The sequence below is a fragment of the Rothia uropygialis genome (assembly GCF_004137765.1).
Taxonomy (GTDB): Bacteria; Actinomycetota; Actinomycetes; order Actinomycetales; family Micrococcaceae; genus Rothia.
The window spans coordinates 556608-580726 of record NZ_NOIS01000001.1 but is presented as its reverse complement, the minus strand read 5'-3'; the positions used below and the strand labels follow the sequence as shown (position 1 = coordinate 580726).

At 61.8% G+C, this 24119-nt stretch carries 16 protein-coding genes; 3 read left to right on the top strand and 13 right to left on the bottom strand.

Annotated features, from left to right (window positions below; genetic code table 11):
- Positions 1-15 precede the first annotated feature (15 nt).
- Positions 16-1422, top strand: coding sequence for a zinc-dependent metalloprotease (locus tag EWV35_RS02635; protein WP_129657864.1), 1407 nt, complete (start codon positions 16-18; stop codon positions 1420-1422).
- A 46-nt stretch (positions 1423-1468) separates the two neighbouring features.
- Here the strand turns inward: EWV35_RS02635 and EWV35_RS13130 are convergent, their stop codons facing one another.
- From EWV35_RS13130 to nudC, 3 genes are all read right to left on the bottom strand, one after another.
- Positions 1469-2050 carry a M48 metallopeptidase family protein gene (locus tag EWV35_RS13130; protein ID WP_165168298.1) on the bottom strand — a complete coding sequence of 194 codons (582 nt, stop codon included), beginning with the start codon at positions 2048-2050 and terminating at the stop codon, positions 1469-1471.
- Between the two features lie 869 nt (positions 2051-2919).
- Complete coding sequence (locus EWV35_RS02625; protein ID WP_238654053.1) at positions 2920-4698, bottom strand: ATP-dependent helicase; 1779 nt, start codon at positions 4696-4698, stop codon at positions 2920-2922.
- Between the two features lie 14 nt (positions 4699-4712).
- Positions 4713-5783 (bottom strand): NAD(+) diphosphatase, encoded by a 1071-nt coding sequence (nudC, locus tag EWV35_RS02620; RefSeq protein ID WP_129657858.1) that lies wholly within the window; start codon positions 5781-5783, stop codon positions 4713-4715.
- A gap of 71 nt (positions 5784-5854) precedes the next feature.
- Here nudC and EWV35_RS02615 point away from each other — a divergent pair, with 71 nt between their 5' ends.
- On the top strand, positions 5855-6970 hold the full coding sequence (locus EWV35_RS02615) for a phosphotransferase (protein ID WP_238654051.1): 1116 nt from the start codon (positions 5855-5857) through the stop codon (positions 6968-6970).
- A gap of 9 nt (positions 6971-6979) precedes the next feature.
- Here EWV35_RS02615 and EWV35_RS02610 read toward each other — a convergent pair whose 3' ends face one another.
- On the bottom strand, positions 6980-10681 hold the full coding sequence (locus EWV35_RS02610; protein WP_129657854.1) for a UvrD-helicase domain-containing protein: 3702 nt from the start codon (positions 10679-10681) through the stop codon (positions 6980-6982).
- Positions 10621-13941 (bottom strand): ATP-dependent helicase, encoded by a 3321-nt coding sequence (locus EWV35_RS02605; RefSeq protein ID WP_129657852.1) that lies wholly within the window; start codon positions 13939-13941, stop codon positions 10621-10623. Before EWV35_RS02605 ends, EWV35_RS02610 begins: the two co-directional genes overlap by 61 nt.
- Positions 13942-14168: 227 nt before the next feature.
- Here EWV35_RS02605 and EWV35_RS02600 point away from each other — a divergent pair, with 227 nt between their 5' ends.
- Positions 14169-14891: a 3'-5' exonuclease gene (locus tag EWV35_RS02600; protein WP_129657850.1), complete on the top strand. Its 723-nt coding sequence runs from the start codon at positions 14169-14171 to the stop codon at positions 14889-14891.
- On the opposite strand, the gene hemL is transcribed toward EWV35_RS02600, so the two are convergent.
- From hemL to hemE, 8 genes are all read right to left on the bottom strand, one after another.
- On the bottom strand, positions 14888-16225 hold the full coding sequence (hemL, locus tag EWV35_RS02595; protein WP_238654049.1) for a glutamate-1-semialdehyde 2,1-aminomutase: 1338 nt from the start codon (positions 16223-16225) through the stop codon (positions 14888-14890). The genes EWV35_RS02600 and hemL overlap by 4 nt on opposite strands.
- A gap of 44 nt (positions 16226-16269) precedes the next feature.
- Positions 16270-17322 (bottom strand): porphobilinogen synthase, encoded by a 1053-nt coding sequence (hemB, locus tag EWV35_RS02590; protein WP_274542936.1) that lies wholly within the window; start codon positions 17320-17322, stop codon positions 16270-16272.
- Between the two features lie 2 nt (positions 17323-17324).
- Entirely contained in the window at positions 17325-18146 is an 822-nt protein-coding gene (locus EWV35_RS02585; protein ID WP_165168296.1) for a uroporphyrinogen-III synthase, read from the bottom strand.
- Between the two features lie 53 nt (positions 18147-18199).
- Entirely contained in the window at positions 18200-19177 is a 978-nt protein-coding gene (hemC, locus tag EWV35_RS02580) for a hydroxymethylbilane synthase (protein ID WP_129657844.1), read from the bottom strand.
- Complete coding sequence (locus tag EWV35_RS02575; RefSeq protein ID WP_129657842.1) at positions 19174-20493, bottom strand: ferrochelatase; 1320 nt, start codon at positions 20491-20493, stop codon at positions 19174-19176. The genes hemC and EWV35_RS02575 overlap by 4 nt, the downstream gene beginning before the upstream one ends.
- Positions 20490-21215, bottom strand: a complete 726-nt coding sequence (gene hemQ / locus EWV35_RS02570) for a hydrogen peroxide-dependent heme synthase (protein WP_129657840.1) — start codon at positions 21213-21215, stop codon at positions 20490-20492. Before hemQ ends, EWV35_RS02575 begins: the two co-directional genes overlap by 4 nt.
- A gap of 123 nt (positions 21216-21338) precedes the next feature.
- Entirely contained in the window at positions 21339-22886 is a 1548-nt protein-coding gene (hemG, locus tag EWV35_RS02565) for a protoporphyrinogen oxidase (protein ID WP_129657838.1), read from the bottom strand.
- Between the two features lie 5 nt (positions 22887-22891).
- The gene (gene hemE, locus EWV35_RS02560; RefSeq protein WP_129657836.1) at positions 22892-23998 is read right to left on the bottom strand and encodes a uroporphyrinogen decarboxylase; all 1107 of its coding nucleotides are present in this window, start codon (positions 23996-23998) and stop codon (positions 22892-22894) included.
- Positions 23999-24119 lie beyond the last annotated feature (121 nt).

The window sequence follows — 24119 nt, the reverse complement described above, 5'->3', positions numbered from 1 at the left end:
CGACCACGAGGTGTCATGAGTACGAATAATCCGTACAACAACGGCAAGAACGACGACAACGAGGACAACCCTTTCGAGGAGTTGTTCCGGAAGCTCTCCTCTGGTCAAGGCATCAACCCGGAGGACTTGCAAGGGATGGCCCTGCCGGTCGACCCAGCCATGATGTCCGGGATGTTTTCCCAGATTCAGTCGATGATGTCCGGGATGAACTCCGATGGCTCTCCGAATTGGGGCCAAGCACGCGAACATGCCCGTCGCATTGCCTCCGCGGAGAAAGATCCTTCGGTCACCAGCAACCAGAAGTCCGCCGTCAAGGATGCCGCCCAATTGGCACAGCTATGGCTCGATCCCGCGATCGATTTCAACCGTGCCTCGTTATCCGACGAAGGATGGTCGCGCAACGAATGGATCGAGAACTGCTTCGACACATTCCGTGAGATCTCGGAGCCGGTTGCCAATTCCGTGACCGAGGCGATGAGCGAGGCCTTGACACAACAGATGCCCGAGGAAATGAAGTCGATGCTGGGCCAAGGTGCCTCCGTGATTGGAGGCATGAGCGGAATGATGTTCGCCATGCAGCTGGGCCAAGCAGTCGGTGAATTGTCGAAGGAAGTCGTCTCCTCAACTGACATCGGTCTTCCTCTCGCCCCCGGCCGATCCGCTCTCCTGCCATCGAATATCGCCGAATTCGGCGAAGGCCTTGACCTGCCCGCGCAGGAAGTCATGCTGTTCCTGGCGGTTCGCGAGGCGGCCCATATTCGGCTATTCCACGCCAATCCTTGGTTGCGTGAGAACATCATGGAGCTCATCCAGCGATATTCCCGTGGTATCCACGTGGATATGGACCGTATCGAAGAGGCGACCCGGGACATGGACCCTATGAATCCCGAGTCCCTTCAGGACGCGCTGTCCGGCGACATCTTCAAACCGACGCTCACCGATGACCAGGAAGTGACCTTGCGACGGCTGGAAACGTTGCTGGCACTCGTCGAGGGCTGGGTGGATCACGTTAGCACGGAAGCGACAAAGAACCTTCCGAGTGCCGCGGCGCTGACCGAAACTCTGCGGCGCCGTCGTGCCGGCGGTGGCCCGGCGGAGAAAGCGTTCGGATCGCTCATCGGTTTGGAGCTCCGACCCCGCCGACTGCGCGAGGCCTCACAGTTCTGGAAGGGCTACGAGGAAGAGCACGGCGTCGAGAAGCGTGACGCCCTCTGGTCCGCCCCAGAGAATCTGCCCACCGATGAAGACCTGGACCAGCCTGAGAACTTCGGTTCTGCACGCGACCTTTTGAACGCTACCGACGAAGAGATGGACGCCGCTCTGGAGAAGCTTCTCTCGGGAGGCTACGACGAAGGCCAAGACGATCCGGAGTCAGGTTCCGACGGACCCGAGGATTCCGGTCGCGGCCCCCAGGCCCAGTAACCACCGACGTCACGATCCGTCGTCCCAGGCGGAAAGCTCCGGCCCTTTACTCCAAAGGACCGGAGCTTTCTGTGTCCAGGCGGTGTCTTTCGAAAATAATGCCTTCCAAGAAGGCTTTGGCCAGCTCGACGTACGGGAATTGAGCCTCGAGCTTTTTGAAATGGTTGTTGTGAGACGGTTCGACGAGATGACAGAGCTCGTGATGGATCACGTAGTCCACAACGAATTCGGGCGCACCCCACAGGTGGTGTGAGATTCTTATCCTGCCGGTTGCGGGAGTAGTTGAGCCCCACCGCGTGTTCTGATTGGTCACCCAGCCTATGGACACCGGTTTGACGCGGTCGTCGAGATAGGACCGGGCGATCACCGATGCCCGCTCCCCCAGATACGCGTCGGTTCGTCGAGGGTCATCACGAGCCCCAGATCGTTCCGACAGCAATTTGGGAAGCAACCGTTCGAGGTAGTCCCGGGCGACCGGCGTCGCCATGGTGCCAGGCACCAGAAGGACGATCATTTTCCCTTCCCAGCGGGCGGAAATGGTCTTTCGCCGTCGTGCGGAACGTCTGATCTCGACCTCTGGTCGTGTGCGCGTTGCGGCGAGCCGTTCGCGAGAAGCAAGTCCTGGCATCGACAGAAGTTTACCGGCGCGGAGCAAATACGGCCACGGACGCACCCTCGCAGTGAATCGGTACCGCACCGGTTGCCTGTGGATTACCCGGTTGCCGGCCGAGAGACCAGGCAGAGTAGGGGCATGACCGACTTCCGTGTTCTCCGCTCCGCCGAAGAGCGTTTTCACAGTGCGAGCCCGTCGAGGACCACATCCGTGCCTACCGCGAAATCGACTCGGACGAGCCTGCCTCGGCCCCTGTTCATCGGGATTCCGGGGCCGGTGGCTGACGCAGTATCGCATTACGTGCGGGCTTCGGCTGCATTTCCCATGCTGTGCGATCGCTCGACGGTGGACGCCGTCGACACACTGTCGAGCAGCTATCGACCTTTCCACCGCGGACGGCCCCGCGTACGGTGCCTCACGTGGACTTTGGCGACACATGTGCCCGAGGTTCTGGTCAGCGGCGGCTATCGGCCCGAAGACCGATATATCGAGGCCTTGTATCCGGGGCACGACCGGTGGGGCCCGCCGAATCCTTGGCTGGGTGAACTCGTCGTTCACCCGGACGTTATCGTCCACACGTGCTGGCCTGATCAGGAAACCGATTGGGACCTCCCGGTGGCACCGGACGTCCCCTGTTTGCAGCTTCGTCGAGACGAGCACGGAGAGGTACTGCCTTGCAATACGACGACATGGGCTCGTCGCCGGTGCCCGGATTGTATTCTTGCGGCTGGCACCGCAAAGGACTCCACCGGGTGCGAAACCGGATTGTCACCCACACAGCTATTGCGGCTCATGGACACGGTCGCATCCGGGCGTCGGGGGCCGGACGAGGACCAAAGCGTCTGGCCTGATTGCGTCTGCTCGCTCGGAGCCGACCGGGAGGTTCAGGACTGTGTTCTCGGCGCTATGCCATCGAGGAAACGGGAGCGCTTTCGATGAGCTCGACCCCCGGGCGTGCGGGAGAGCGACCACGACAGGGTCAACCGCTCGCGAGCGCGGGTGACCCCCACATACAGCAGCCTGCGTTCCTCATCAATTTCGTCACCCGTTTCGGCGAAGCTGATCGGCATGAGGCCTTCGCTCAGGCCGCACAGGAACACGGCATCCCATTCAAGGCCTTTGGCTGAGTGCAAGGACGCGAGCGTCACACCGCTCATGACTGGCGCGTCCTGATGGGCAACACGTCGTGTCAGATCGTCGACCAGCATCGACATGGTGAATGTCGATTCGCCCGAGCCTGTCTTTTCCTCATGAGCCTTGGCGAGCCTGTCGGCCAAGGAGACCAAGGCGGCCAAGGACTCCCATTTCGAGCGCACAGAACCGGTACTGGCCGGTGGCTTGTCGCGATACCCGAGCGATGCCAGGCAGTCCCTGACGAGCTGCGGGGCGGGCTCATCGGCGGCGGCTCTCGCTGACGAGCGAATCTGGAGGATGGCCTGTTTGACCTCAGGCCGGTTGAAGAACTTCTCGGTGCCTCGCAATTGGTAGCCGACGCCAGCATCCGTGAGCGCCTGTTCGATCGCCTGAGACTGTCCATTGGTCCGGAAGAGGACCGCAATCTCGGCAGGGTCGATGCCGTCCTTGGACACCAAGTCCGATATGTCCTCGGCGATACCAGCGGCTTCTTGCTCGTCATCAGCGTATTCGAACCATTCCACATCGGGTCCGCTGGGTCGCTGGGCACGCAATTCCAAGGGTGGCGCCCATGCCCCGGGGGTCGAGTCCCGCGAGGGTTTGCGGGCCGTGAGCAATCGATTGGCCAGGGTCACCACTTGTGGAGTGGACCGATAATCCCGCACGAGTTTGATGACTTTGCCCTCGGGATGACGGCGTGGAAATTCCAACAGGTGCCGCGACGTCGCGCCCGTGAAGGAGTAAATGGTCTGCGAAGCGTCTCCGACGACGCACAGTTCGTCACGACCACCGAGCCAGCAGTCAAGCAGGCGTTGCTGGAGTGGAGAGACGTCCTGGTATTCGTCCACGACGAAGTGGCGGTACTGCTGTCGCACCGCTGCGGCGACCGCCGGATCTTCCTCGAGGATGGCGATCGTGGCGAGGAGAACGTCTTCGAAGTCGATAGCATTCCGCTCGGTTTTGAGATCCTCATAGCCGCGCATGATCCGGGCCATGCTCAACGGGGTAAATCCTGTGGGCAGTTCCCTATGTCCCAGGTGCTCTTCCAACGTATCCGGCGTGAGCATCGAGACTTTTGCCCATTCGATCTCTGCGGCCAGATCCCGAATGATCGCGCGATCCGTGCTGAATCGAAGGCGAGATGCAACTTCGGAGATGAATCGCGCCTTGCCCGAAATGAGCTGAGGCGGGGTCCCTCCGACGGCTTGGGGCCAGAAATATTGGAGTTGGCGCAACGCTGCGGCGTGGAAAGTGCGAGTCTGCACCCCTGCTGCACCCAAGGAACGAAGCCGATTCCGCATTTCATTGGCTGCACGTGAGGTGAAGGTCAGGGCGAGGACACGCTGTCCCACGTACGCGCCGGAAGCAATTCCGTATGCGATCCGATGGGTGATCGCCCGGGTCTTGCCCGTCCCGGCTCCTGCCAACACGCACACTGGCCCTTGCAGGCTCGTGGCGACCTCTCGCTGCTCGGGGTCGAGGCCCTCGAGGATCTGGTCGGGGCTAGGCGGTTCCCCCGGGATCAGCAATTCGGCTGCGGTTTTCAGCGCTGAGTCGCCTCCTCAGTATCGGATTGGTAGTCATCTCCGGAAGGACCCCGGTCGTCAGAATCCGCTGGCGATTGAGGCAAAGGTCCACCGTACCAATTGGCGATCAGGTGATGAGCGATCGAGACACTGTCCGGCAGGCGGATCTCCGCCGATGAGACAGCGGTCTCGAGCTCGTCCCGCGTGAACCATCGAACACTGGAAATCTCTTTGCCGTCCGGCCTGGCCGACTCGAGCCGAGTTGCATGCGCGACGAAACCGAGCATGAGCGAGCGTGGAAAAGGCCAGGGCTGCGATCCCAGATAGGTCGCTTCATCGATCTCGACGCCCGCTTCTTCGTAGATCTCCCGCGCAACGGCAGCTTCCAGGGACTCGCCCGACTCGACGAATCCCGCAAAGGTCGAGTAACGATCTTCGGGCCAGGACGCCGAATGTCCCAGGAGAAGGCGATCCACGCCGCTGTCGTCCGTGTGGACCACGGCCGAAATCACGGCCGGATCGGTTCGAGGAAAGAGTTCGCGACCTTCTGATTCACAGATTCGTACCCACCCGGTGGGGTCCGGATGGCAGGGGGAACCGCAGGTGGGACAGAATTTGTAGCTGGAGTGCCAGTTCATGAGAGCGATCCCGATGCTCAGCCACGTGCTTTCTTCCTTGCTCAGAACGGGAGCCGCGTCCCTGAGGCCCAGCCACTGGATGTTCTCACCCCCGATCTGTGAGTTCTGCTCGTGTTCCTCCGGCCAAGGATCACCGGCTTGAAGGTCTTCCGGCCTGGTGTGCGGAGCGCGAGCCAGGAGTATCGGGGCCCCGTCCTCCGACGTACCGAGATATGCGACGACGTCGAGGCCTTCGGTGGGTGCAACCCACGCAACACCGGCGCGGCCCTCAGACCACGCCGTCGGAACTTTTCCCTGGTCAAGCATCAAAACTCGGGTCGAAGAATCGCTCAGAGCTGAATCCATGAGTTCGGCTCTCAGGCGTCCGTCGTCGATGCGCCGAATGGGGTATGTCCCCAGCAAATCGGGCCCAAGCGGGGGTGTGGGCTGTGTGACAAATTGGTGGTTCACGTGATCAGCTTGCTTCCATCTGTCTCTAGTACTCTGAACGAGTGAAATTAACACCGTTAACGTTAGCCGCTATGGCCTCGGCAGGAGTGCCGGGCCTCTTCCCCGTGGCCGCGTACGCGTACGAGGAAGACAACCCGGACTATGGTTCCGCGCTCGTTGTCGACTCCGCTCGCCAGCGGTGGATTGTGCGCGCCCCGCAGAATCATGAAGCCAGTGTGCGACTCGAGTCCGAGCACGTCATACTGCATTCATTTTCTCCCGGGTTGCGCGCACGCCTCCCATTCCAATTGCCCACGGTAGTGGGGTCGGCTGACAGCCGTGGCCTCAAAACTTTTGTGTATCCAGAGGTTCCTGGGGAGGTTTTGGACATCGAAGAACTAGCGCGGCGTTCCCACGTCGTGTCACCGGAACGCGATCCCCTCGCAACTCAGGTGGGCAAAGCCGTCGCCACAATCCACACTCTCCCGGCGGAGATGGTTCAGGAAGCCGACCTTCCGATGTACTCCCACGAACAGTGCCGCAAGAGGATGCTCTCGGAACTCGACCGAACGGCAAGCACGGGCAAAGTTCCGTCCGCGCTCCTCCGGCGTTGGGAAGCCTGGCTGGAGGACGAGAGCATGTGGCAGTTCCGGCCTACCGTAGTCCATGGCGACCTGACCGAGGACAATTTGGTTCTGGACGGAACCCGGCTGACGGCAGTCCGTGGATGGCATGACCTGCACGTCGGGGATCCTGCGCTGGATTTCTCCTGGCTGATGAGTTGCCCGGACCAGGAATTCACGGATTCGATCATCGAGGTCTACTCTGTCCAACTTCCGCACGCACCCGACCAACATTTGCTTCGGCGAGCTTACCTTCACGCAGAGTTTGCGCTGGCTCAGTGGCTTGCACGGGGAGTCGAGCAGAAGGACCGGGAGACCGTGGACGAAGCCGTCTCAATGCTCAGGACGCTGGAAGATGATCTCCGAGAGTCCGGGGCCATTTCTTCTTCGTCGGCTACCTCGGACATACGGCCGGCTGCGACCCCTTCATCGCAGAGTGATACGACGCGTGGGACCACCCCTGATTCGAGGGAACCTGCCCGAACTTCGGCTAACGCCGGCGCCCGTGCGAGCGGACATGGGTCTTCTCGTGCAAGACCGAGCGAGGACCCGACGGGGCCTATTTCCACAGTCGACCGGCCGTAGCGGAACTTTTCACTTCGTTCCTGGAGCTGTGTTTTGCATGCGTTTCACCAGGTCGATCAATTCGGTCTCGTCCGCGACCTTGCGGGGCCTGATGGTTTTTGCGTGCGCGACGTAGTAGAAGGCCGCGGAGATGTCTTCAGGATCAACATCATGAAGCCGCGCGAATCCCATCTTGTATACGGCCAATTGGACCGTTTTGTGCGTGAGGTCAGCTCCTCGGGGGACCCGACCGGTTTTCCAGTCGACCAGTTCCCACTGGACTTTCCCCGTTGCATTCTCATTGCGGAATATCGCGTCGATTCTTCCGCGGACCGTGAAGCCAGCGAGCGGTGTTTCGATGGGGTATTCGATGGCCCACGGCTGGCGGTCGAACCATGGGCTCGTCCGGAAGGACTCCTGCAGGGCAGCAAGTCCGGCGCCGTCTCCTTCTTCCGGGTCGGCTAAGCCCTCTCCGAGATCCAGCATCCCTGCGGCACCGTAGTGTTCCTCGACCCATTCATGGAATCTGGTTCCGGCACGGGCCGATGTTTCGGGTCGGCGGGGCATTGGCCTCCGGATCTGTTCGAGGATCCTCTCCGGATCCTGCGCGAGGCCCACGAGCAGAGATGCGCTGAGGTGCGTCGGCAGTTCAGGGCTTCCCCCGCTGTCTGCTCTAGCCCGGTGAAGAGCCAGCAGGAGGCTTGTCTCCTCGGCCCAATCCGTCGGATCCGGCAACTCGTTCGATGGGAGACTCAGCGACGCGTCGGGAGCGGGCCCCATTGAGTCAGTACCGGAGTCCGTGTGCATGTGAGACAGAACCAGCGACGCGGCTCTCTCGACGTCAACGCGCCTGGATACCACGGGCCCCGGATCCAATTCCGCTGCTCCGTGGTCTTCCGCCATGGCGAGATCGTTGAGTTCTTCCTCAGACCCCCATTCGCTGACGAAGGGCCTCGTCAGCGGGTCAAAGGGCCATAGGGCCGCATAAATCCGCTCGCCCTGTGGGTTCTTTGTTCCTTCCTCCGGCACAGGAGCCTCGTTGACCCACTCGATGGCGGGCGACGTCGGATCGAATTCTTCGGAAATCTCCTCCACGAATCGTGAAAGCGAATTGGGTTTGGCTTTGGTTCCGCTCCAGTGACTTGACGCGAGGAAGAGCACGTTCCTGGCCCTGGTCGTTGCCACATATGCCAGACGACGCTCCTCGGAAACGATCCTGGCAAGATTGTGCTGGCTGAATTCTTGTCCGGATTCCTCGAGCTCTTGGGTTGACCCGACTCCGAGGTTGAGTGCAGGCAGGTATTTGGTGTCTCCGCGCAGCGCCCAAGGTAAAGCTCCGACATCCGAGAACCACGATTCGGTTTTGTCCGAGGGGAACCCGCCTTCCGTGAGTCCTTGAACGTAGACCTCATCCCATTCGAGGCCCTTCGCCGCGTGGACGGTCAGGATCTGCACAGCGGACGACTCTGAGGGCTGGACGGGCATGGACAGACCGGATTCCTCGGCAATGGTCGCTTCGAGCCACGCAAGAAAAGCGGTCACTCCCGTCGCCGACGAGGTCACCGTGTACCGATGCTCCTTGAGTTCGGTGATCTCCAGACCCTCTGTCCCCGAGGCCCCACTGAAGCTGGAGCCGGCGTCCAAGCTGGCTGCCAAGCGCGGTGCAGCCGCGCAATAGTCAGCTACTGCCTGATAAAAGGCATCTACATTGGCTCGCGCCTGATGCACATCCCGTCCCGGCTTGGATGCGAGTTCCAGGTCCAACATGGTGACACGCTCAATGTGGTACAGCAGGCTTGTCAGATCCTCGCCCAAGTAGCCCCGGAGTTCCTCCAGCTCCTGCTGAAGCCTGACAAGTCTTTGCCTGGCCTCCGCACTCAGTGATCGGCCGGCCGCTGAGGTCCAACCTGCCTCGGGAAGGGTCTCGATCGCCTCGATCAGGCTCGAGCTTTCGCTCTGGTCCCCTCCGGTGCGCAAGAGATCTTCGAGCCGTTGTGAAGCTTCATGCAACTCGGATTGTGGATCGGCCGGAACAAGATGCTCTTCCCCTGGAATTCGACCTTCCGGTGTCGCGAGGTCCTCCGCCATACCGGTGAGAACGGATCTCTTGCGTCGACGGGCGAGGAAGCGTGCCCAATCGTTCAGGGCCATGAGATCCCGAGGTCCGATCCGCCAGCGAGCCCCTGCCAAGAGACGCATCAAAGAATCTGAACGGGCCGGATCGGACAACACCCGCAGGACAGCTACGAGGTCGGTTACTTCGGGCGTTTCTACAAGCCCTCCCAGGCCAACCAATTGATACGGCACCGATTGGCGTTCGCATTCCAAACGGATGGTCTCCATGTGACGACGGGTTCGGCAGAGGACCGCAGAGCTGGGAACCTCTCGGCCCTCGAGGTCAGCGTCCGATCGGTGCGCAGCGATGGTCGAAACGATGGCTTCGGCCTCGTCTTGGTCCGTTCCCCATATTCCGGTCATAAGCCGGCCTTCCGGGGCCTCAGGTCGTGCAACCAGGTCTGGGACGTGAACCGGTGAAGCGGCGCGGACCCATTCGCCCTGGGCGGACAGGGGGCGCGCAATCCGATTGGCCGCGTCGAGTATCCGTGTTCCGTTTCTCCAAGCTACGGACAAGTAGTCGGCGTCTTGGTGGGGTGAAGGGAAGTAACGGTAGAAGTCGAAGAGCTGCCCTTCCGAGGCACCTCGGAACCCGTAGATCGACTGTTTAGGGTCTCCCACGGCCATGACGCTGTGTCCGTTTCCGAACAGACTTGAGAAGAGGACCATCTGCGCATGGGACGTGTCCTGGAATTCGTCCAGCAGTACCACCCGATAGAGCTGACGCTGTTCGCTGCCCATGCAATCGATCCCTCGAGCCATGGTTGCGGCGTAGGCAAGCAGATCGCCAAAATCCATGACCTGCATAGCTTGTTTGATACGCCGATACCGCTCCGTCAGCCTTGCGACCAATAGTTTTTGTTCGAGCTTTTCGACGAGGGTTCCCCGGAGTTTCTCTTCTTTCTTGAGTTTCTTGGGGTGGTTGTTCGGCATGTTCTTCAACGACGACAGGCTGCGCCGGCAGAAGTCCTCGACTTCTTCAGGGGTCCGCAGGTGCTCCGCACATTCCCCCGAGAGTTGAAGCACCTCGGTGATGAGGGTCGACGCCGCCGGGATCTTCTCCGGCAATTCCCCATCCCAGTTCTCGACAATCTGGGCTACCAGCTGGAAGCATTGCGCTTGTCCGAGCTGGGTCGCATCCTTCTCAACGCCGATCCGAAGTCCGTACTCCGAGACCAACGATTTTGCGTAGGCGTGATAGGTGCTGACGGTGGGATCGAGAACAGGCTCGTCGGAATCGGCCTCGGGCTGGTAGAGGCCTTCCTCACGCAACGCGACCAACCTCTGAGCCATGCGATGCCTGAGCTCCCCGGCAGCTTTCTTGGTGAACGTGACTCCGAGGATTTCGTCGGGTCGGACCAGTCCATTGACAACCAACCACACGACGCGGTCGACCATCGTTGCCGTCTTGCCGGAGCCGGCGCCCGCAACCACAAGCCTCGGTGACAAATCTGCGCTGATGATCTTCGATTGTTCTTCGGTCGGCAGATTGTGGCCGAGAGCCGTTGCGATGTCTTCCGGCGAGTAGCGAATCCGGTCTGGATACTCGATGCGGTTCACGGTTGCGTGACCTGCCTTCCTGACGAACACAAGGGACATATTTCCGGAAGACGGCATGTGAGGCCGAATCCCCCGGCCGAATCCGTGTGCCGTGCCTGGAACCGCTCATGAGCCACGAGCTCGGCACATTTTCGGATCAGGTCAACGGCCCAGGAATCCTCTTCTGTCAATGGTTCTTGGGCCTGGACCTTGTACGCCTTGGTGGAGGTTCCCAGCTGAACCAGCGCAGCTCCCCCAGACAGCTCGGTGACACTGGCTCCGTCGAACCTCAGGGGTGTTTCACGGACAGATGCAGGCTCATCGTGATCGAACATCACCGTTCCGGCGCCGGCCTCGAGCGCGACCTGATACGCAGCAAGCTGCGGATGCTGCGTGACGTCCGCGGCCGACGGAGCACTCTTGCCCGTTTTGAGGTCGATCACGACATAACGGCCCAATTCATCGATTTCGAGACGATCGACCCTTCCGGACAGCAGGGCATCCCTCGCGGGCCCCGGAACGAGCACTTCGAAGGCGCCTTCGACGCCGATGAGTTTCCGCCCGAACGAGGCACGGGAGTCCACTGCATACGCGGCAAATTTACGGATCATGGTTACGGCTCGTTCGTAGACGACCCGGGTCTCCCATGTATCCGACAACCCTAGCGCCCCGAACCGTCGCCCGAGTTCCTCTTCCAGTTCATGACCTGGGGCATCCGGCATGTCCTGGGCGATCTCGTGGATCAGGTTTCCGACCGACCTGGACAGGTCGGTTGCCGGTTCCCCGCCAGCGGAACTGACGAACCAATCGAGGGGCGAACGCCGAATGGTTTCGAGTTTGGAGGGTGAGACCGGAACCGGATCATTGACATTGAGGGGTGCGCTCTCATCGGTCAGGGGAGCAAGCCCCCACCAATCCCGTGGATGAGCCCCCGGAATGCCCACCATCTCTTGGCCCCGCCTGTTCCCGTTGCCTCTGGATTCCGGTGACTGTGGCTCTTGAGCAAGGCGCGCGAGTTGTTCTGCGGCCCGGAAAGCGAGCCCGGGATGATCCGCGGATTGCGCCCACAATCGAAGTTCCGCGATCAGTCCTCGCATCGTCATAGGGCGCCTGACTGGGCTCACGACCGCTTCCGTCATGGCCACGGGATCAAGGATGTCGAGGAACTCGCTCGGCTCATCCTCCTCATTCGCGACCGCGCTGACGACCAGTTGCGACGTACATCTGCTGATGGCGGTCGCGAACATTCGAAGTTCGTCGTACCGGGTTTCTCGCAGACGGTTCCTACGGGTCACGCGAACTGCTTGCTCTACGCCTAGGAGTACCACGTCGGAGAGTTCCGGTGTGCTCAGGAGACCGCCGCGTAGCGTCGTGTTCGGCCAGCTCCCCTGCTGTACTGACGCGACGTGCACCCAGGCCCATTCGCGGCCCGCCGCAGAAGCGGGTGTCACCAGCGCAACCGAGGCGTGGCTCGTAGAGCGGGGAGCCAAAGTATCCATGGGAAGGTCCTGGCTGTCGATGTATTCCAGGAATTCCCTCGCGCCCGCACCCGGTTGCTGGTCCACATAACGCTCAGCAGTTTCGAAAAGTGCGAGCATGGCATCGAGATCACGATGCGCGCGTTGAGCGGCCGGGCCGGTTCCCTTGGATGTACTGAGCCACTCCTGGGCGAGCCCACTGGTTTCCCACAGTGCCCACAACACGGTTTCAGCGGTGGATGTTTCCTCTTCCATGGCCCGTTTTCCGGCGCTCAACACGGAGTGCAACCTCTCAAGAGGTTCGTCGGTCCGGAGGCCAGAAGCATCCGAAGAATTGCGGTGAGGTTCTGCAGTCAGGGTCGAGGCACCCACGCTCCCGTTGAGGACTTCTACGATGAGCTCGTCACTCGAGCGAGTTCCGCCCCGTCTCAATTCTGCTGCTCTCAGCGACTGACGGATACGTCTGACCGTGTTCGGGCTGGCCCCACCGAGCCTCGAGGTCAGAAGCGAAAGTGCCCTGGAAATATCCGCCGGACCGTGTTCGCCGCTGGCCAGCCACAGGGCATCCAGGAACGGGCGAACCGCAGGTTCCTCTCGCAAGGGTGTCTCTGCCACCGGGATGGATACCGGGATTCCGTCGGATTCCAGGTGGCGCTTGATCCTCGCCAATGAGGCGCCGTCTCTCACGACCACGGCCATGTCCCCGAGCGGACGACCGCCTTTCACATGCTCCTCGAGAATACCTTGCGAGATGAGCCTCAATTCGTGCTGGGCAGAAGCCGTCAGGCGGATCGTGATCCCGGCTCGAGCCGATCGTGCGAGTACAGCTTCCGATGGTTCGGGCGAGCGATCGTGACGTGCTCTGGCAACCACTGGAATTCTCTCGCTCACGCGACGCAGGGAATCCGCTATGGGGCTCGGCAGCCTGTGCTGTCGATCGAGTCGTAGGGTTTCTATCTCAGGGTAAGCCTTGAGCCGGGATCCTAGTTCCGCCAAGACCTCGGGCCGGGCTCCACGGAACCCCTGGACCACAGTATCCGTGCAAGCGGTCATCACCAGTTGGGGCGGGTTGACTGCGGCCGCCGGTGCCATCGACTCGAGGAGCCTCATGATGGCCGGTGTAGCCTCCTGGAGGTCATCGACCAGGATCAGACGCAAGCGCTCATGCTCTTTGGCCAAGAACTCAGGGTTGCTCTCGAGGAAATTAGCGGCCTGGTGGATCAGTGCCGAGGGGTCGTAGGCCTGCGGCATCCTCAGCCGCCTCAGCTGTTCGTATTCCACACGGAAGTCCGAGGCTGCAACCCACTCCGGATGGTTCAGTGCATTCCCCAACTCTCGGACCCGGTCCGGGCTGAGATCAAATTCTGCGCAACGGTCCAAGAACTCACGGATTTCACGGCGGAATCCTCGCGTATCCAGAGCTTCCTTCAGGTCCTCGGGCCACGGCGGCTGTTTTCCTAGACCGTTCGAGTGGGCCAGCAGCATTTCTCCGATCAGAACGTCTTGTTCCGGTCCGGTGAGCAACCGAGGCTCGAATTCCACTCCTTCCAGGAGTCCTTCGGCGTGTGCCCGCCGCAGGATGTCGAATGCGTAAGAATGCCAAGCCCTCGCCGGCGGAGTGGAAATGGTCGCGGACAGCTTGTGGGAGAACCCATCGCGCAACTGATCCGCAAGGGTACGCGTAGGGGCAAGGAGAAGAATCTCCTCCGCCGATGCACCCTCTGCTTCGCTGCCTCCCACATGATCGAATGCACGTTCAATCAGACTGCTGGTCTTGCCGGTTCCTGGCGCGCCCAGGACCAAAGTGGCACGATGAGACCGGGACGGGAGACGGCTCGCGAGAGGATTCTTGGGGCTCATGTACTAATCTCACCACGAGCCACTGACAAGTTAAGGCGATTCGTGGACCTCGACTACATGTTGCGGAATGCAACCACCAGTTCCCGCCCCTATCCACGACCTCGAGCAAACACCTCGGCACGAGGTGTCCGGGCCTTCCGGTCTCCCGCCAGCACCCAGGACCTACCAACACACTTCGAATCGGCAGTACGCGCGAGTCACCTCTGAATCCGGGTACGGTGGAGTCCATGACGAGCGATGCACGTGTCGAAACGCCTCCCTGGACGCAAGGGCCCCGAGCCACCTTCGATCTGGAAACGACAGGACCCAATCCGCGCACTGCGCGAGTTGTTACGGCATCGCTCATCCTCGTGGGCCCTGGCGGCGAGGTGCTTCGCCACGGTGAGTGGCTTGCCGACCCCGGGGTGCCTATCCCGGAAGAAGCCGCGGCCGTCCACGGCATCTCCACCGAATACGCCCAAGAGCACGGAGCCCCGCTCAAACAGGTCGTCTACGAACTGGCCTCGGCGATCGGTGGGCTCTTCTCCGATGGCGTTCCGATCTTTGCGTTCAACGCGGTCTACGACTTCACCGTCCTCGCCCGCGAATTGCGTCGGCTCGAGTTGCCGGATCTGGTCCCCTACCCTGTTCTAGACCCTCTCGTCTTCAACAAGAAGGTCGACAAGTACCACAAAGGCAAGCGCACCCTGACGAACCTCACTCAGGAGTACGGCGTGGTGCTCGAAAATGCTCATACCTCGGCAGCCGACTGCTTGGCGACGGAGCGTTTGGCGACAGCCATGACCAAGAAATATCCCCAGCTGGATATGCCAGCCGGGGAACTCCATGATCTTCAAGTCGCGTGGGCCAGAGAACAAGCGGCCGATCTTCAGGCGTATTTCGACAAGATCGGCAAAGGCTCCAAAGTCAACGGAGACTGGCCGATACAGGCCGAATCCGAGCGTCCCTAGCGGGGTTGTTCCGCGGTTGCGGCCGCTCGTGCCGCGGCAGGCAGAGCCGATACGATGCGATCCATCGCGACGTCATCGTGGGAAGCGGACAGGAACCATGCCTCGAACGGCGACGGAGCCAGATAGACCCCGGATTCCAGCATCGAGTGAAAGAACGGTCCGTAGCGGTAGGATTCCGATGCCTTGATGTCCTCGTAGTTCCGAACACCCTGAGATCCTGTTCCGAATGCCACGGAGAAGATATTCCCCGCGGTCTGGATCGAATGCTCCACGCCTTCTTCGTTCAAGGCCGAGGTGATTTCCCGCTGGAGCTGCAACGAAATGCGATCAATCGTCGAGTAGACCTGACCCGTGGCATTCCGAAGGGTCGCGATTCCGGCGGCGACCGACAGCGGATTGCCGGAAAGAGTTCCCGCCTGGTAAACGGGACCGGTCGGCGAGAGATACTCCATCATCTCGCGACGGGCGCCCAATGCGGCAATTGGCATGCCCCCACCGATGACCTTACCGAACGTGAAAATATCAGGTGCCCAACCGCCTTCGTGTTCGGAAGTCAGGCCCCAGTACCCCGCCGAAGACGCCCGGAAGCCGGTGAGCACTTCATCGAAAATCATCAGGGCACCGTGTTCACGGGTCAGCTCCCGCAGACCAGAGTTGAACCCCTCCGCGGGTGTCACCACGCCCATATTGCACGGCGCAGCCTCGGTGATAACTGCCGCAATCTCGCCCTCGTACTTGTCGAATGCGGTGCGGACTGCATCTAGGTCGTTGTACGGGACCACGATGGTTTCGGCCGTGGTCGCTTCGGTCACCCCTGCCGAGCCGGGAAGGGAAAGCGTCGCGACTCCGGATCCGGCTTCGGACAGCAGAGCATCCACGTGCCCGTGATAGCACCCTGCGAATTTGATGATCTTGTCGCGTCCCGTGTAGCCGCGCGCCAATCGGATCGAGGTCATGGTCGCCTCGGTACCCGTGGAGACCAGACGAATCTGTTCGATGGCCGAACCCTTGGTCGCCGAACGATTAATCCGGTCGACTACTGTTTCGGCCAGCTCCGTTTCCCCCACGGTGGACGCGCCGAAGGACAGACCATGGTCGACGGCCGCGTGGACCGCCTCAATGACGGCCTCATGCCGGTGCCCCAAAAGGGCCGGACCCCACGAACCGACCAGGTCGACGTACTCTTTTCCGTCCGCGTCCTTCACGTAAGGCCCCGCTGCATCCACGATGAACGGCGGGGTGCCCCCGACCGAATTGAATGCGCGGACTGGAGAATTGACGCCTCCGGGTATGACTTTCTGCGAACGGTCGAAGAGTTCCTCGGATACGGTCAAGATGTCCTCCTGATGTGTGTGATGATCCAGTTGTCGGTGCTTTTCTATCGGTTGCCCTGAGCCAGCCATTGCGCGACCTCGGTCGCGTAATACGTGAAAATCAGATCGGCCCCGGCACGCCGCATACCCGTCAGGGCTTCCAAAACAATGCGCTCACGGTCGACCCAGCCGTTGGCCGCCGCAGCTTCGATCATCGCGTATTCCCCCGAGACCTGGTAGACGGCTACGGGAACGGTCGAGAAATCGGCGACCTCGCGAACGACGTCGAGGTAGGCCATCGCCGGCTTGACCATGACCATATCGGCACCTTCGTCGAGATCAAGCTGGGTTTCCAGGATCGACTCGCGACGATTCGCCGGGTCCTGCTGATAAGTCTTCCGATCCCCTTGGAGCGACGAGCCCACGGCATCCCGGAAGGGTCCGAAGAATGCAGACGCGTATTTGGCCGAGTAGGCCATGATCGAAACATCGTGGAAGCCGTTGTCGTCCAAGGCCTCGCGGATGCCCGCGATCTGCCCGTCCATCATGCCGGAGGGGCTCACGACGTGCGCTCCCGCTTGGGCTTGGGCGACCGCCATGCGTTCGTACAGGTGGACGCTACGATCGTTGTCCACCATGACCTCGCCGGCGCCGTCTTCGGTCAGCGGCCCGCAATGCCCATGGTCCGTGAATTCGTCAAGGCACGTATCGGCCATGATCACGACCCGATTGCCGAATTCCCGGCGCACGGCACGGATGGCGCGATTGAGGATCCCCTCGGGATCCCACGCGACGGAGCCCTCGGCGTCTTTGTCCTCGTCCTTCGGCACCCCGAAGAGATCGATGCATTTGACGCCGGTCCGCTCGGCCTGGCGGACGGCTTCGATGAGAGATTCGACAGTGTGCTGGTACTGACCCGGCATCGAGCTGATCTCGACCGGTTCGTCGATGCCATCCCGTACGAACAACACCTGAATGAGATCCTCCGGATGGAGTCTGGCCTCAGCCACGATGTCCCGCATCGCGGGATGTGTACGGAGTCGGCGCGGCCTGCGGGTCAGGTTGAGGCCCTGACGTGCGTTGTTTTCCCTCACGGTCACCACTTCTTTCGTCGTCAATTCTAAAATTTTCGAGGACTGTTTGTGTTCCTGCCCAAGGCCCGGATCACGGCTTCGGCCAGATGCTCGGCGTCCGGGCTCTCGGACCTGAACGTTTCGAGGTGCAGGTTCTGAGCTGCCCGCTCTGTGGTCCTACCGATGCAAATGACCGGGACCCTGACCGGACCGAGGTCATCGAGGGTTTGGATCAGGCGGGGAGAAGTTGCCACGATCGCTGAGAGAGCCAAATTTGTCTCGTCCCGAAGTTGCCTCATGGTGGCCTCGCGATCGAGGACGGTCGCTGACATCGCCGCGTCCGGCCTCCGGGCGATGAGGGGGCGATCGGCAGGGTACGGCACACGCTCATAGACCACGGCTTCACTGACCCGAAGGCCGCGTTCCCGCAATCCGTCAGCAAGCTCCGGCCTGGCGGGTCTGCCGTGCACGCAGAGAACTTTTTGTCCCTCTTCCGGCCCCATAACGTCGGCCCAGGCCGCCACCATTCCCATGGCGCTGTTCTCCTCAGGAGGTTCCACCGGAGCCAACCCTTCCTCCTGAGCAGCACGCCGTGTGGCCCCACCCACGCACCAGATCCTGGCCGGTTCCAAGAGCGACGAAACCGTCCTCATACCATGAGCTTCCACCAATGCTCGAACGGCCCACACGCCATTGGCGCTCGTGAAAGTGATGACGTCGTATGAGTCCCGACTCAACGCATCCACGGCTTCCTGGGCTTCTTCTCCGTCGACCAGCTCAGCCTCGGCCAGCGGGCTCAGGACCGGTTCCAGACCGCGACGCCGCAACTGAACGATCAATTCGCTCGACCGCTCAGGTCCGCGGGTCACGAGCACCCGGGGGCGCGAGGACGCCGCCGCTACCGTCGGAGAGGCTTCTGACGTCAATCGATCGTCAACTCGGTGAACCGGTCGGCCCCGCGGTCCAGCAGGAGTTCGGCCACCTCGGTGCCGAGACGAATTGCCGATTCGTCGTCGGCCGCCTCGACGCTCCGGTGCTCACGGAGGGTTTCCGTTCCCTTCGGGTGGGCGACCACGGCGTCCAGGCGGAGCTTCCCGTTGTGGATCTCGGCATGCGCTCCCACGGGAGCCGCGCAACCGGCCTCGAGCCGGTACAACAGGGACCGCTCGGCCAGAACCGCAATCCTGGTCTGGGGATCGTCGATCTTGGCAAGGCCCGCCATGATCTCCGGAGCGGTCTCATGGGTACGGTATTCGACCGCGAGGCACCCCTGCCCCGCGGCGGGCAAAAATCCCATGGGGTCCAGGAATTCCGTGACGACCTCTCTCAGACCCAAACGGGTCAATCCGGCAGCCGCGAGCACGACCGCGTCGAGGTCGCCGTGGGTTCCTCGTCCGACGCCCTTGTCCTTGGCGGCGTAATGTTCCAACCCGCGCACGCGGGACAAACGGGTTCCGACGTTGCCCCGAATGTCCGTCACGACGCAGTCAGGCCGAAGCGCACGAACCTGTGCGGCTCTTCTGGGAGAGCCGGTACCGATGGTTGCGCCGTCCGGCAATTCGTCCAAAGTCAATCCGTCGCGTCCAACCAAGACGTCCCTGGCATCTCCACGGGGAGGATAGATCAGGGACAGCTTGCCGTCGAACAGATCCTTGGTCGGAAGATCCTTGAGCGAATGAACCGCCACATCCACGGCCCCGCCCAGAAGTTCCTGGCGCAGGGCCGCGGCGAAGACCCCGGTTCCGCCCAATTGGGCGAGGGGGCCAGAGGTGACGTCGCCGGTCGTCGTGACCGTTTTGAGCTCGGCATTCACCCCTGCTTCCACCAGCATGTCCGCGACGTGCTGGGATTGGGTCGTCGCGAGCGCCGAGGCTCGCGTTCCTACGAGCACCTTGGTCATACCGTCTTGGACTCTTTTCCCGCGGCCACCGCGTGGTCCGCGATCACGGGTTTGGTCACCTGAGCTCGGGTCGGGAGGCAACAATTCGTATCGCACCGATCGAACCATCCTTTGCCGCCGCATGCGCTCCGACGAAGTGCATCGAGCTCCACCGGGTCCTGGGAGGGTGCCGTATCCACGAATCGCTCGGCGATGAGATCGCGCAAAGACCGCACGTATGCGGGGTGAGTTCCCGGCGTCGGGACCCTCACTGCCTGAATGCCCAAATCGTCGCACGTTTCCATGGCCTCGGTATCGAGGTCCCATTTGACCTCCATATGGTCGGAGACGAACCCCAGGGGAACCATCACGATGCCGTCCACGGAACCCTTAAGCGCTTCCAGGGCGTCGTTGATATCCGGTTCGAGCCACGGAGTCGAGGGGGAGCCCGAGCGGGACTGATAGGCCAGCTCCCAGTCGCAATCCGCGAGCAGATCTGGATTCGATTCTTCGACCTGGCCGAGAATCGCTCGTGCCGCTTGCAGGTGCTTCTCGACGTAAGCCGAACCGCCCTCGTACTCGACCCCGCGAGGCCCGGCCTCGTTCGCGGCGGTCGTGGGCACCGAGTGGGTGCAGAACATGATGCGGATCCGGCCATTTCCCGCTGCCGGATGGGGCGTGGACCGGATCTTCTGCCTGAGCTCTCCGAGACCGTGAATCAGGCCTTCGACGAAGGCTGAGATGAAGCCGGGCGCATCGTAGTGCTGGCGAAGCTTGTCGATCTGGACTTCGCCTTCCAGCTCGAGCTTTTCCAGAGCAATGCCGTAGTCCTCGCGGTACTGTCGGCAGCTCGAATATCCGGGGTAGGCGCTGGTCGCCAACACCAGAAGTTTGCGGTACCCCTTGTCGTATGCCTCCTGGACGACGTCGCTGACGTACGGCTCCCAGTTCCTGTTGGCCCACAGCACGGGTACGTCCGGACCGTTCTCCTCAAGTTCTCGGCGCAATGCCTGGAGAAGGTTGCGGTTTTGTTCATTGATGGGACTGACGCCACCGTTGGCCCGGTAATGCGTGGCGACTTCTTCGAGCCTCTCGTCCGGGATGCCTCGTCCCGCGGTGACGTTGCGCAGGAAGGGAATGACATCTTCTTGGCCTTCGGGTCCGCCGAAAGACGAAAGGATCACTGCGTCGTACTTCTCGGGGGCTTGCGAGCGTGGGCGCTCGATGGTTTCTTCCGAGACGAAGTCGGTCATGCCTTCCAGAGTCTTCGGACCGTTCGTCGCCGTGTTGTTGGGATCGGTCCGGTTCGGAATCGGGTCCGCTTGCGTCATGTTCATCGGAGAACCTCCACAACTTCGTCGGCACCGATACGGCGTCCTGTATAGAACGGAGTCTCCTCACGCACGTGCAACCGCGCCTCCGTGTTGCGGAAATGACGCATCAGGTCGACGAGGTCGACCAGCTCGGGAGCTTCAAGGGCCAGCACCCACTCGTAGTCGTTGAGCGCGAAGGTCGCGATGGTGTTCGCGAGAACCTGCGGATAGTCCCGTCCCTTCATTCCGTGGTTCTTAAGCATTTCGGCGCGGTGCTTTTCATCCATGTAGTACCAGTCCCAGGAACGCACGAACGGGTAAACGCAGACCCATGCTTCGGGGTCCTTCCCTCGTGCGAATGCGGGAGCGTGGTTACGCGTGAATTCGGCATCACGGTGGACCCCCATGGTCGACCACACGATTTCTGTACCCTCGAGCGCAACCGTGCGGCGAAGGTCGCGGACCGCAGCCTGAAGGTCTTCCGGATTGTCCGCGTGGGTCCACACGAGAATGTCGGCGTTGTTCCGCATTCCGGAGACATCGTACATACCGCGGACGGTCACACCCTTTGCTTCCAGTGCCGCGACTGTGCTCTCGAGCTCGGAAGCCGCTTCGGGCGTGTGCGCATTCTCGGCAGCCTGGCTTCCGCGCGCGAACACGGTGTAGAGCGCATAGTAGAGGCGATCGTCGCCGGAAGCGGCCCGATTCTCCGCTGCTTGCGTGGTTACCGAATTCTGTTCAGCCATGAAATGACCTGTCCTTTCAGTGCCTGCGCCTCGATCGGAGGCGTTTGGTGCGTCTTTGTCGCGTATGGTCTCTGTGAAGTCCGGTGCCTGATTGAGGACCGGACTCCATGGACCGGCCACGCTTTACTCGAGATCGAGCTCCGCAATGGTCTTGCGCGTGTCCGGAACCAGCGAAGCCAGGCCCGTTCCGGACAGCCAGGCGCCGACGGAAGCGACCCGGCTGAGTTTCGAGAGGTTTTGACGGAAGTTCTTGACCTTTTGTGCGTGGCCCACGGCAACGTGAGGCATCGCCGTCTTCCACCTGACGACGTCGGCACCCAGCAGATACTTCCGGTTGAGGCTCGTGCCCATGATGCGGGACGCATCATGCAGAGCCAGGCTCATGAGTTGCTCGTCCGACAGCGTCAGCTCGGTGATCGACTGTCCTTGGGAGGTCGTGCCTCGTCCGTAGGAGAGCCGAAGGACGTGGCGGTGCTCCCCGGCCCGGTCGGCGATCCACTGCCATTTGGCGGTGGCGTGAGTCAGTGCTTTGGCACGCACGGTGCGCACCTGATCGCTGACCAATACCCCGGTGCCACGGGGCGCGGAATCCAGCGCAGGAGCGTCGAGGACGAGCGTCGCCAACGCAATTTCCGGTCCGCGTCGAGCTTCGGGCAGAAGGTCGTGGTCCAGGTGCGGGCCGAGAAGACGGACCGTCGTCGGGCCGTCCGTTGCAAGAACCAGCACGTCAGCCGTGAGGGCGGCTCTCTTGCCGGCGGCCCCTTCCTGCCGACGGATCGCGATCCAGTTCTGGGTCACGTCATCTCGGTCGACCGCGATGACGTCGCAACCGGCCAGTAACCGGACGCCACGACGGGTGAGGTCATTGACCAACGCTTCCGAGAGCTGGTTCATCCCGCCCTCGAGGCCCGCTACCTGTGACCCTGCCGGAGCGTTGGCGCGGAGCACCGCCGCGGAGGCTCCGAGTGAACCGTAGGTCTTGATGCCCTCCCGCAGGCCGGGCGCGACGGCGTCCACGTCGAGTTCGTCCGGGTGCGTCGAATGGATGCCCATCGTGACCGGAGCGACCAGGCCATCCACGACGTGTTGACCCATTCGTGCTTTGACGAGTCCGCCCAGTGTTTTCTGGTGCGATCCGACGGAGGCCGGCAAGTAGCGATCCATCGCGGCTCGACGCTGCCCGACCGAAGTCAGCGCGGGACGCAATTTCGGATCGTTCGGGTTGGCGGGAATGCCGAGGATCCCCGAAGAAGGCATCGGCACCGGTCCACTCGGCAAGTACAGCCACGAGCCCGCACGAGACGGGACCGTCCGGCAATGACCCAGCCCGAGATCGTCGATGAGCTCCGCGACCGAACCGTTGCGGGTCGCATAGGATTCCGCGCCCGAGTCGAGGACCATCCCGGCGACCTGGTGCGCGCCGACGGCTCCGCCGAAATGGTCCCGGGTCTCCGTGAGCACGACTCGCAGTCCTCTTTCCGCGAGTTCGCGTGCTGCAAGCAGCCCCGATACACCGCCTCCGACGACAAGGGCGGTTCTCGCCTTGCGCCTCCGCGCGCCCGACGAGGACTTGGCGGACGTGGCGGAGGAATCTTCCGACGAAGCGGGCGTTTCGGTGCTCTTGAGGGTCTTGGCCTGGGCCGGGGTGACTTTCTGAGGTTCGGGTGCCATCGACGCTAACTTTCGTGTATGAGTTCGACGAGCCGGGTCAGCACGGCGGGGTCCGTGCTCGGCGGGACGCCGTGACCCAGATTCACGATGTGAGCCGCGGCGGTCTTACCCTTCGAGAGTACGTCCATGGTGTGCTTCTGCAGAACATCCCACCCCGCGTCGAGCAAAGCAGGGTCGATATTGCCCTGGAGCGGGATCTCCGGGCCCACCCGGCGCGACGCTTCATCCAGGTCCAGCCGATAATCCACGCCGACGACGTCGGCCCCGGCTTCTTTCATCGCCAGGAGGAGTTCTCCGGTTCCCGTACCGAAGTGGACACGCGGAACCCCATAAGGCTCAACCGCGGCGAGTGCGGTCGCAGAATGCTTCATGACGTGTTCTCGGTAGTCGCGTTCCGGCAACGATCCGGCCCACGAGTCGAAGAGCTGAACCGCGCTGGCCCCAGCCTCGATCTGAGCACTCAGGAACTGTCCCGCGACTCGAGAAACCCAAGAGGCCAGAGCGTCCCATGCTTCCGGATCCCGATGCATCATGGTGCGCGGGCCCAAATGGTCCCGGGATGATGAGCCTTCGGCCATGTATGCGGCGACGGTGAACGGTGCCCCTGCGAAACCGATCAGCGGGGTCTCGCCGAGCTGGTTCACGGTGAGCGCCACTGCCTCACGGATCGGGTCGAATGCCGAATCCGGGACCTCTGGCAAATGGCTGATGCGTTCCATCGTGTTGTAGGGGGTGCCCATGACGGGCCCTCGTCCCGGCACGATGTCGACATCCAGACCAGCGACCTTGAGCGGCACAACGATGTCGGAGAAGAAGATCGCAGCGTCCACCTTGTGACGACGGACGGGCTGCATGGTGATTTCCGACGCCAAGGATGGTGTCAAACACGACTCCAACATGGTGGTACCTTCGCGTGCGGCACGGTATTCCGGCAATGACCGGCCGGCCTGACGCATGAACCAGACCGGAGGGTGCTCAGGGCGGTCTCCGACCATGGCACGAATCATCGGTGACTGCGCTGTCCCCGCCGATCGCAAGGGATGACTGGACGGAAGAAGGGCGAGTTGCGCTTCGGTCAGCATCGGCCGTTGCGTGAGATTCGGAGTCGTCATAGTAGTTCCATTGTGCCAACTTGGCACACGGTTTTTGCGGACAGGTTGTCATCACCACGACATGGTCGCGAGCCTCACTCCCGAACCATTTCACAGCCTCGTGGACCGTGGTTATTATGAG

Coding starts and splice junctions, on each gene's coding strand:
- EWV35_RS02615 (WP_238654051.1), top strand. CDS start 5,855: ATGGCCTCGGCAGGAGTGCCGGGCCTCTTCCCCGTGGCCGCGTACGCG.
- EWV35_RS02600 (WP_129657850.1), top strand. CDS start 14,169: ATGACGAGCGATGCACGTGTCGAAACGCCTCCCTGGACGCAAGGGCCC.
- EWV35_RS02635 (WP_129657864.1), top strand. CDS start 16: ATGAGTACGAATAATCCGTACAACAACGGCAAGAACGACGACAACGAG.
- EWV35_RS02575 (WP_129657842.1), bottom strand. CDS start 20,493: ATGAACATGACGCAAGCGGACCCGATTCCGAACCGGACCGATCCCAAC.
- hemE (WP_129657836.1), bottom strand. CDS start 23,998: ATGACGACTCCGAATCTCACGCAACGGCCGATGCTGACCGAAGCGCAA.
- hemC (WP_129657844.1), bottom strand. CDS start 19,177: ATGACCAAGGTGCTCGTAGGAACGCGAGCCTCGGCGCTCGCGACGACC.
- hemG (WP_129657838.1), bottom strand. CDS start 22,886: ATGGCACCCGAACCTCAGAAAGTCACCCCGGCCCAGGCCAAGACCCTC.
- EWV35_RS02605 (WP_129657852.1), bottom strand. CDS start 13,941: ATGAGCCCCAAGAATCCTCTCGCGAGCCGTCTCCCGTCCCGGTCTCAT.
- EWV35_RS13130 (WP_165168298.1), bottom strand. CDS start 2,050: ATGCCAGGACTTGCTTCTCGCGAACGGCTCGCCGCAACGCGCACACGA.
- EWV35_RS02610 (WP_129657854.1), bottom strand. CDS start 10,681: ATGCCGTCTTCCGGAAATATGTCCCTTGTGTTCGTCAGGAAGGCAGGT.
- hemQ (WP_129657840.1), bottom strand. CDS start 21,215: ATGGCTGAACAGAATTCGGTAACCACGCAAGCAGCGGAGAATCGGGCC.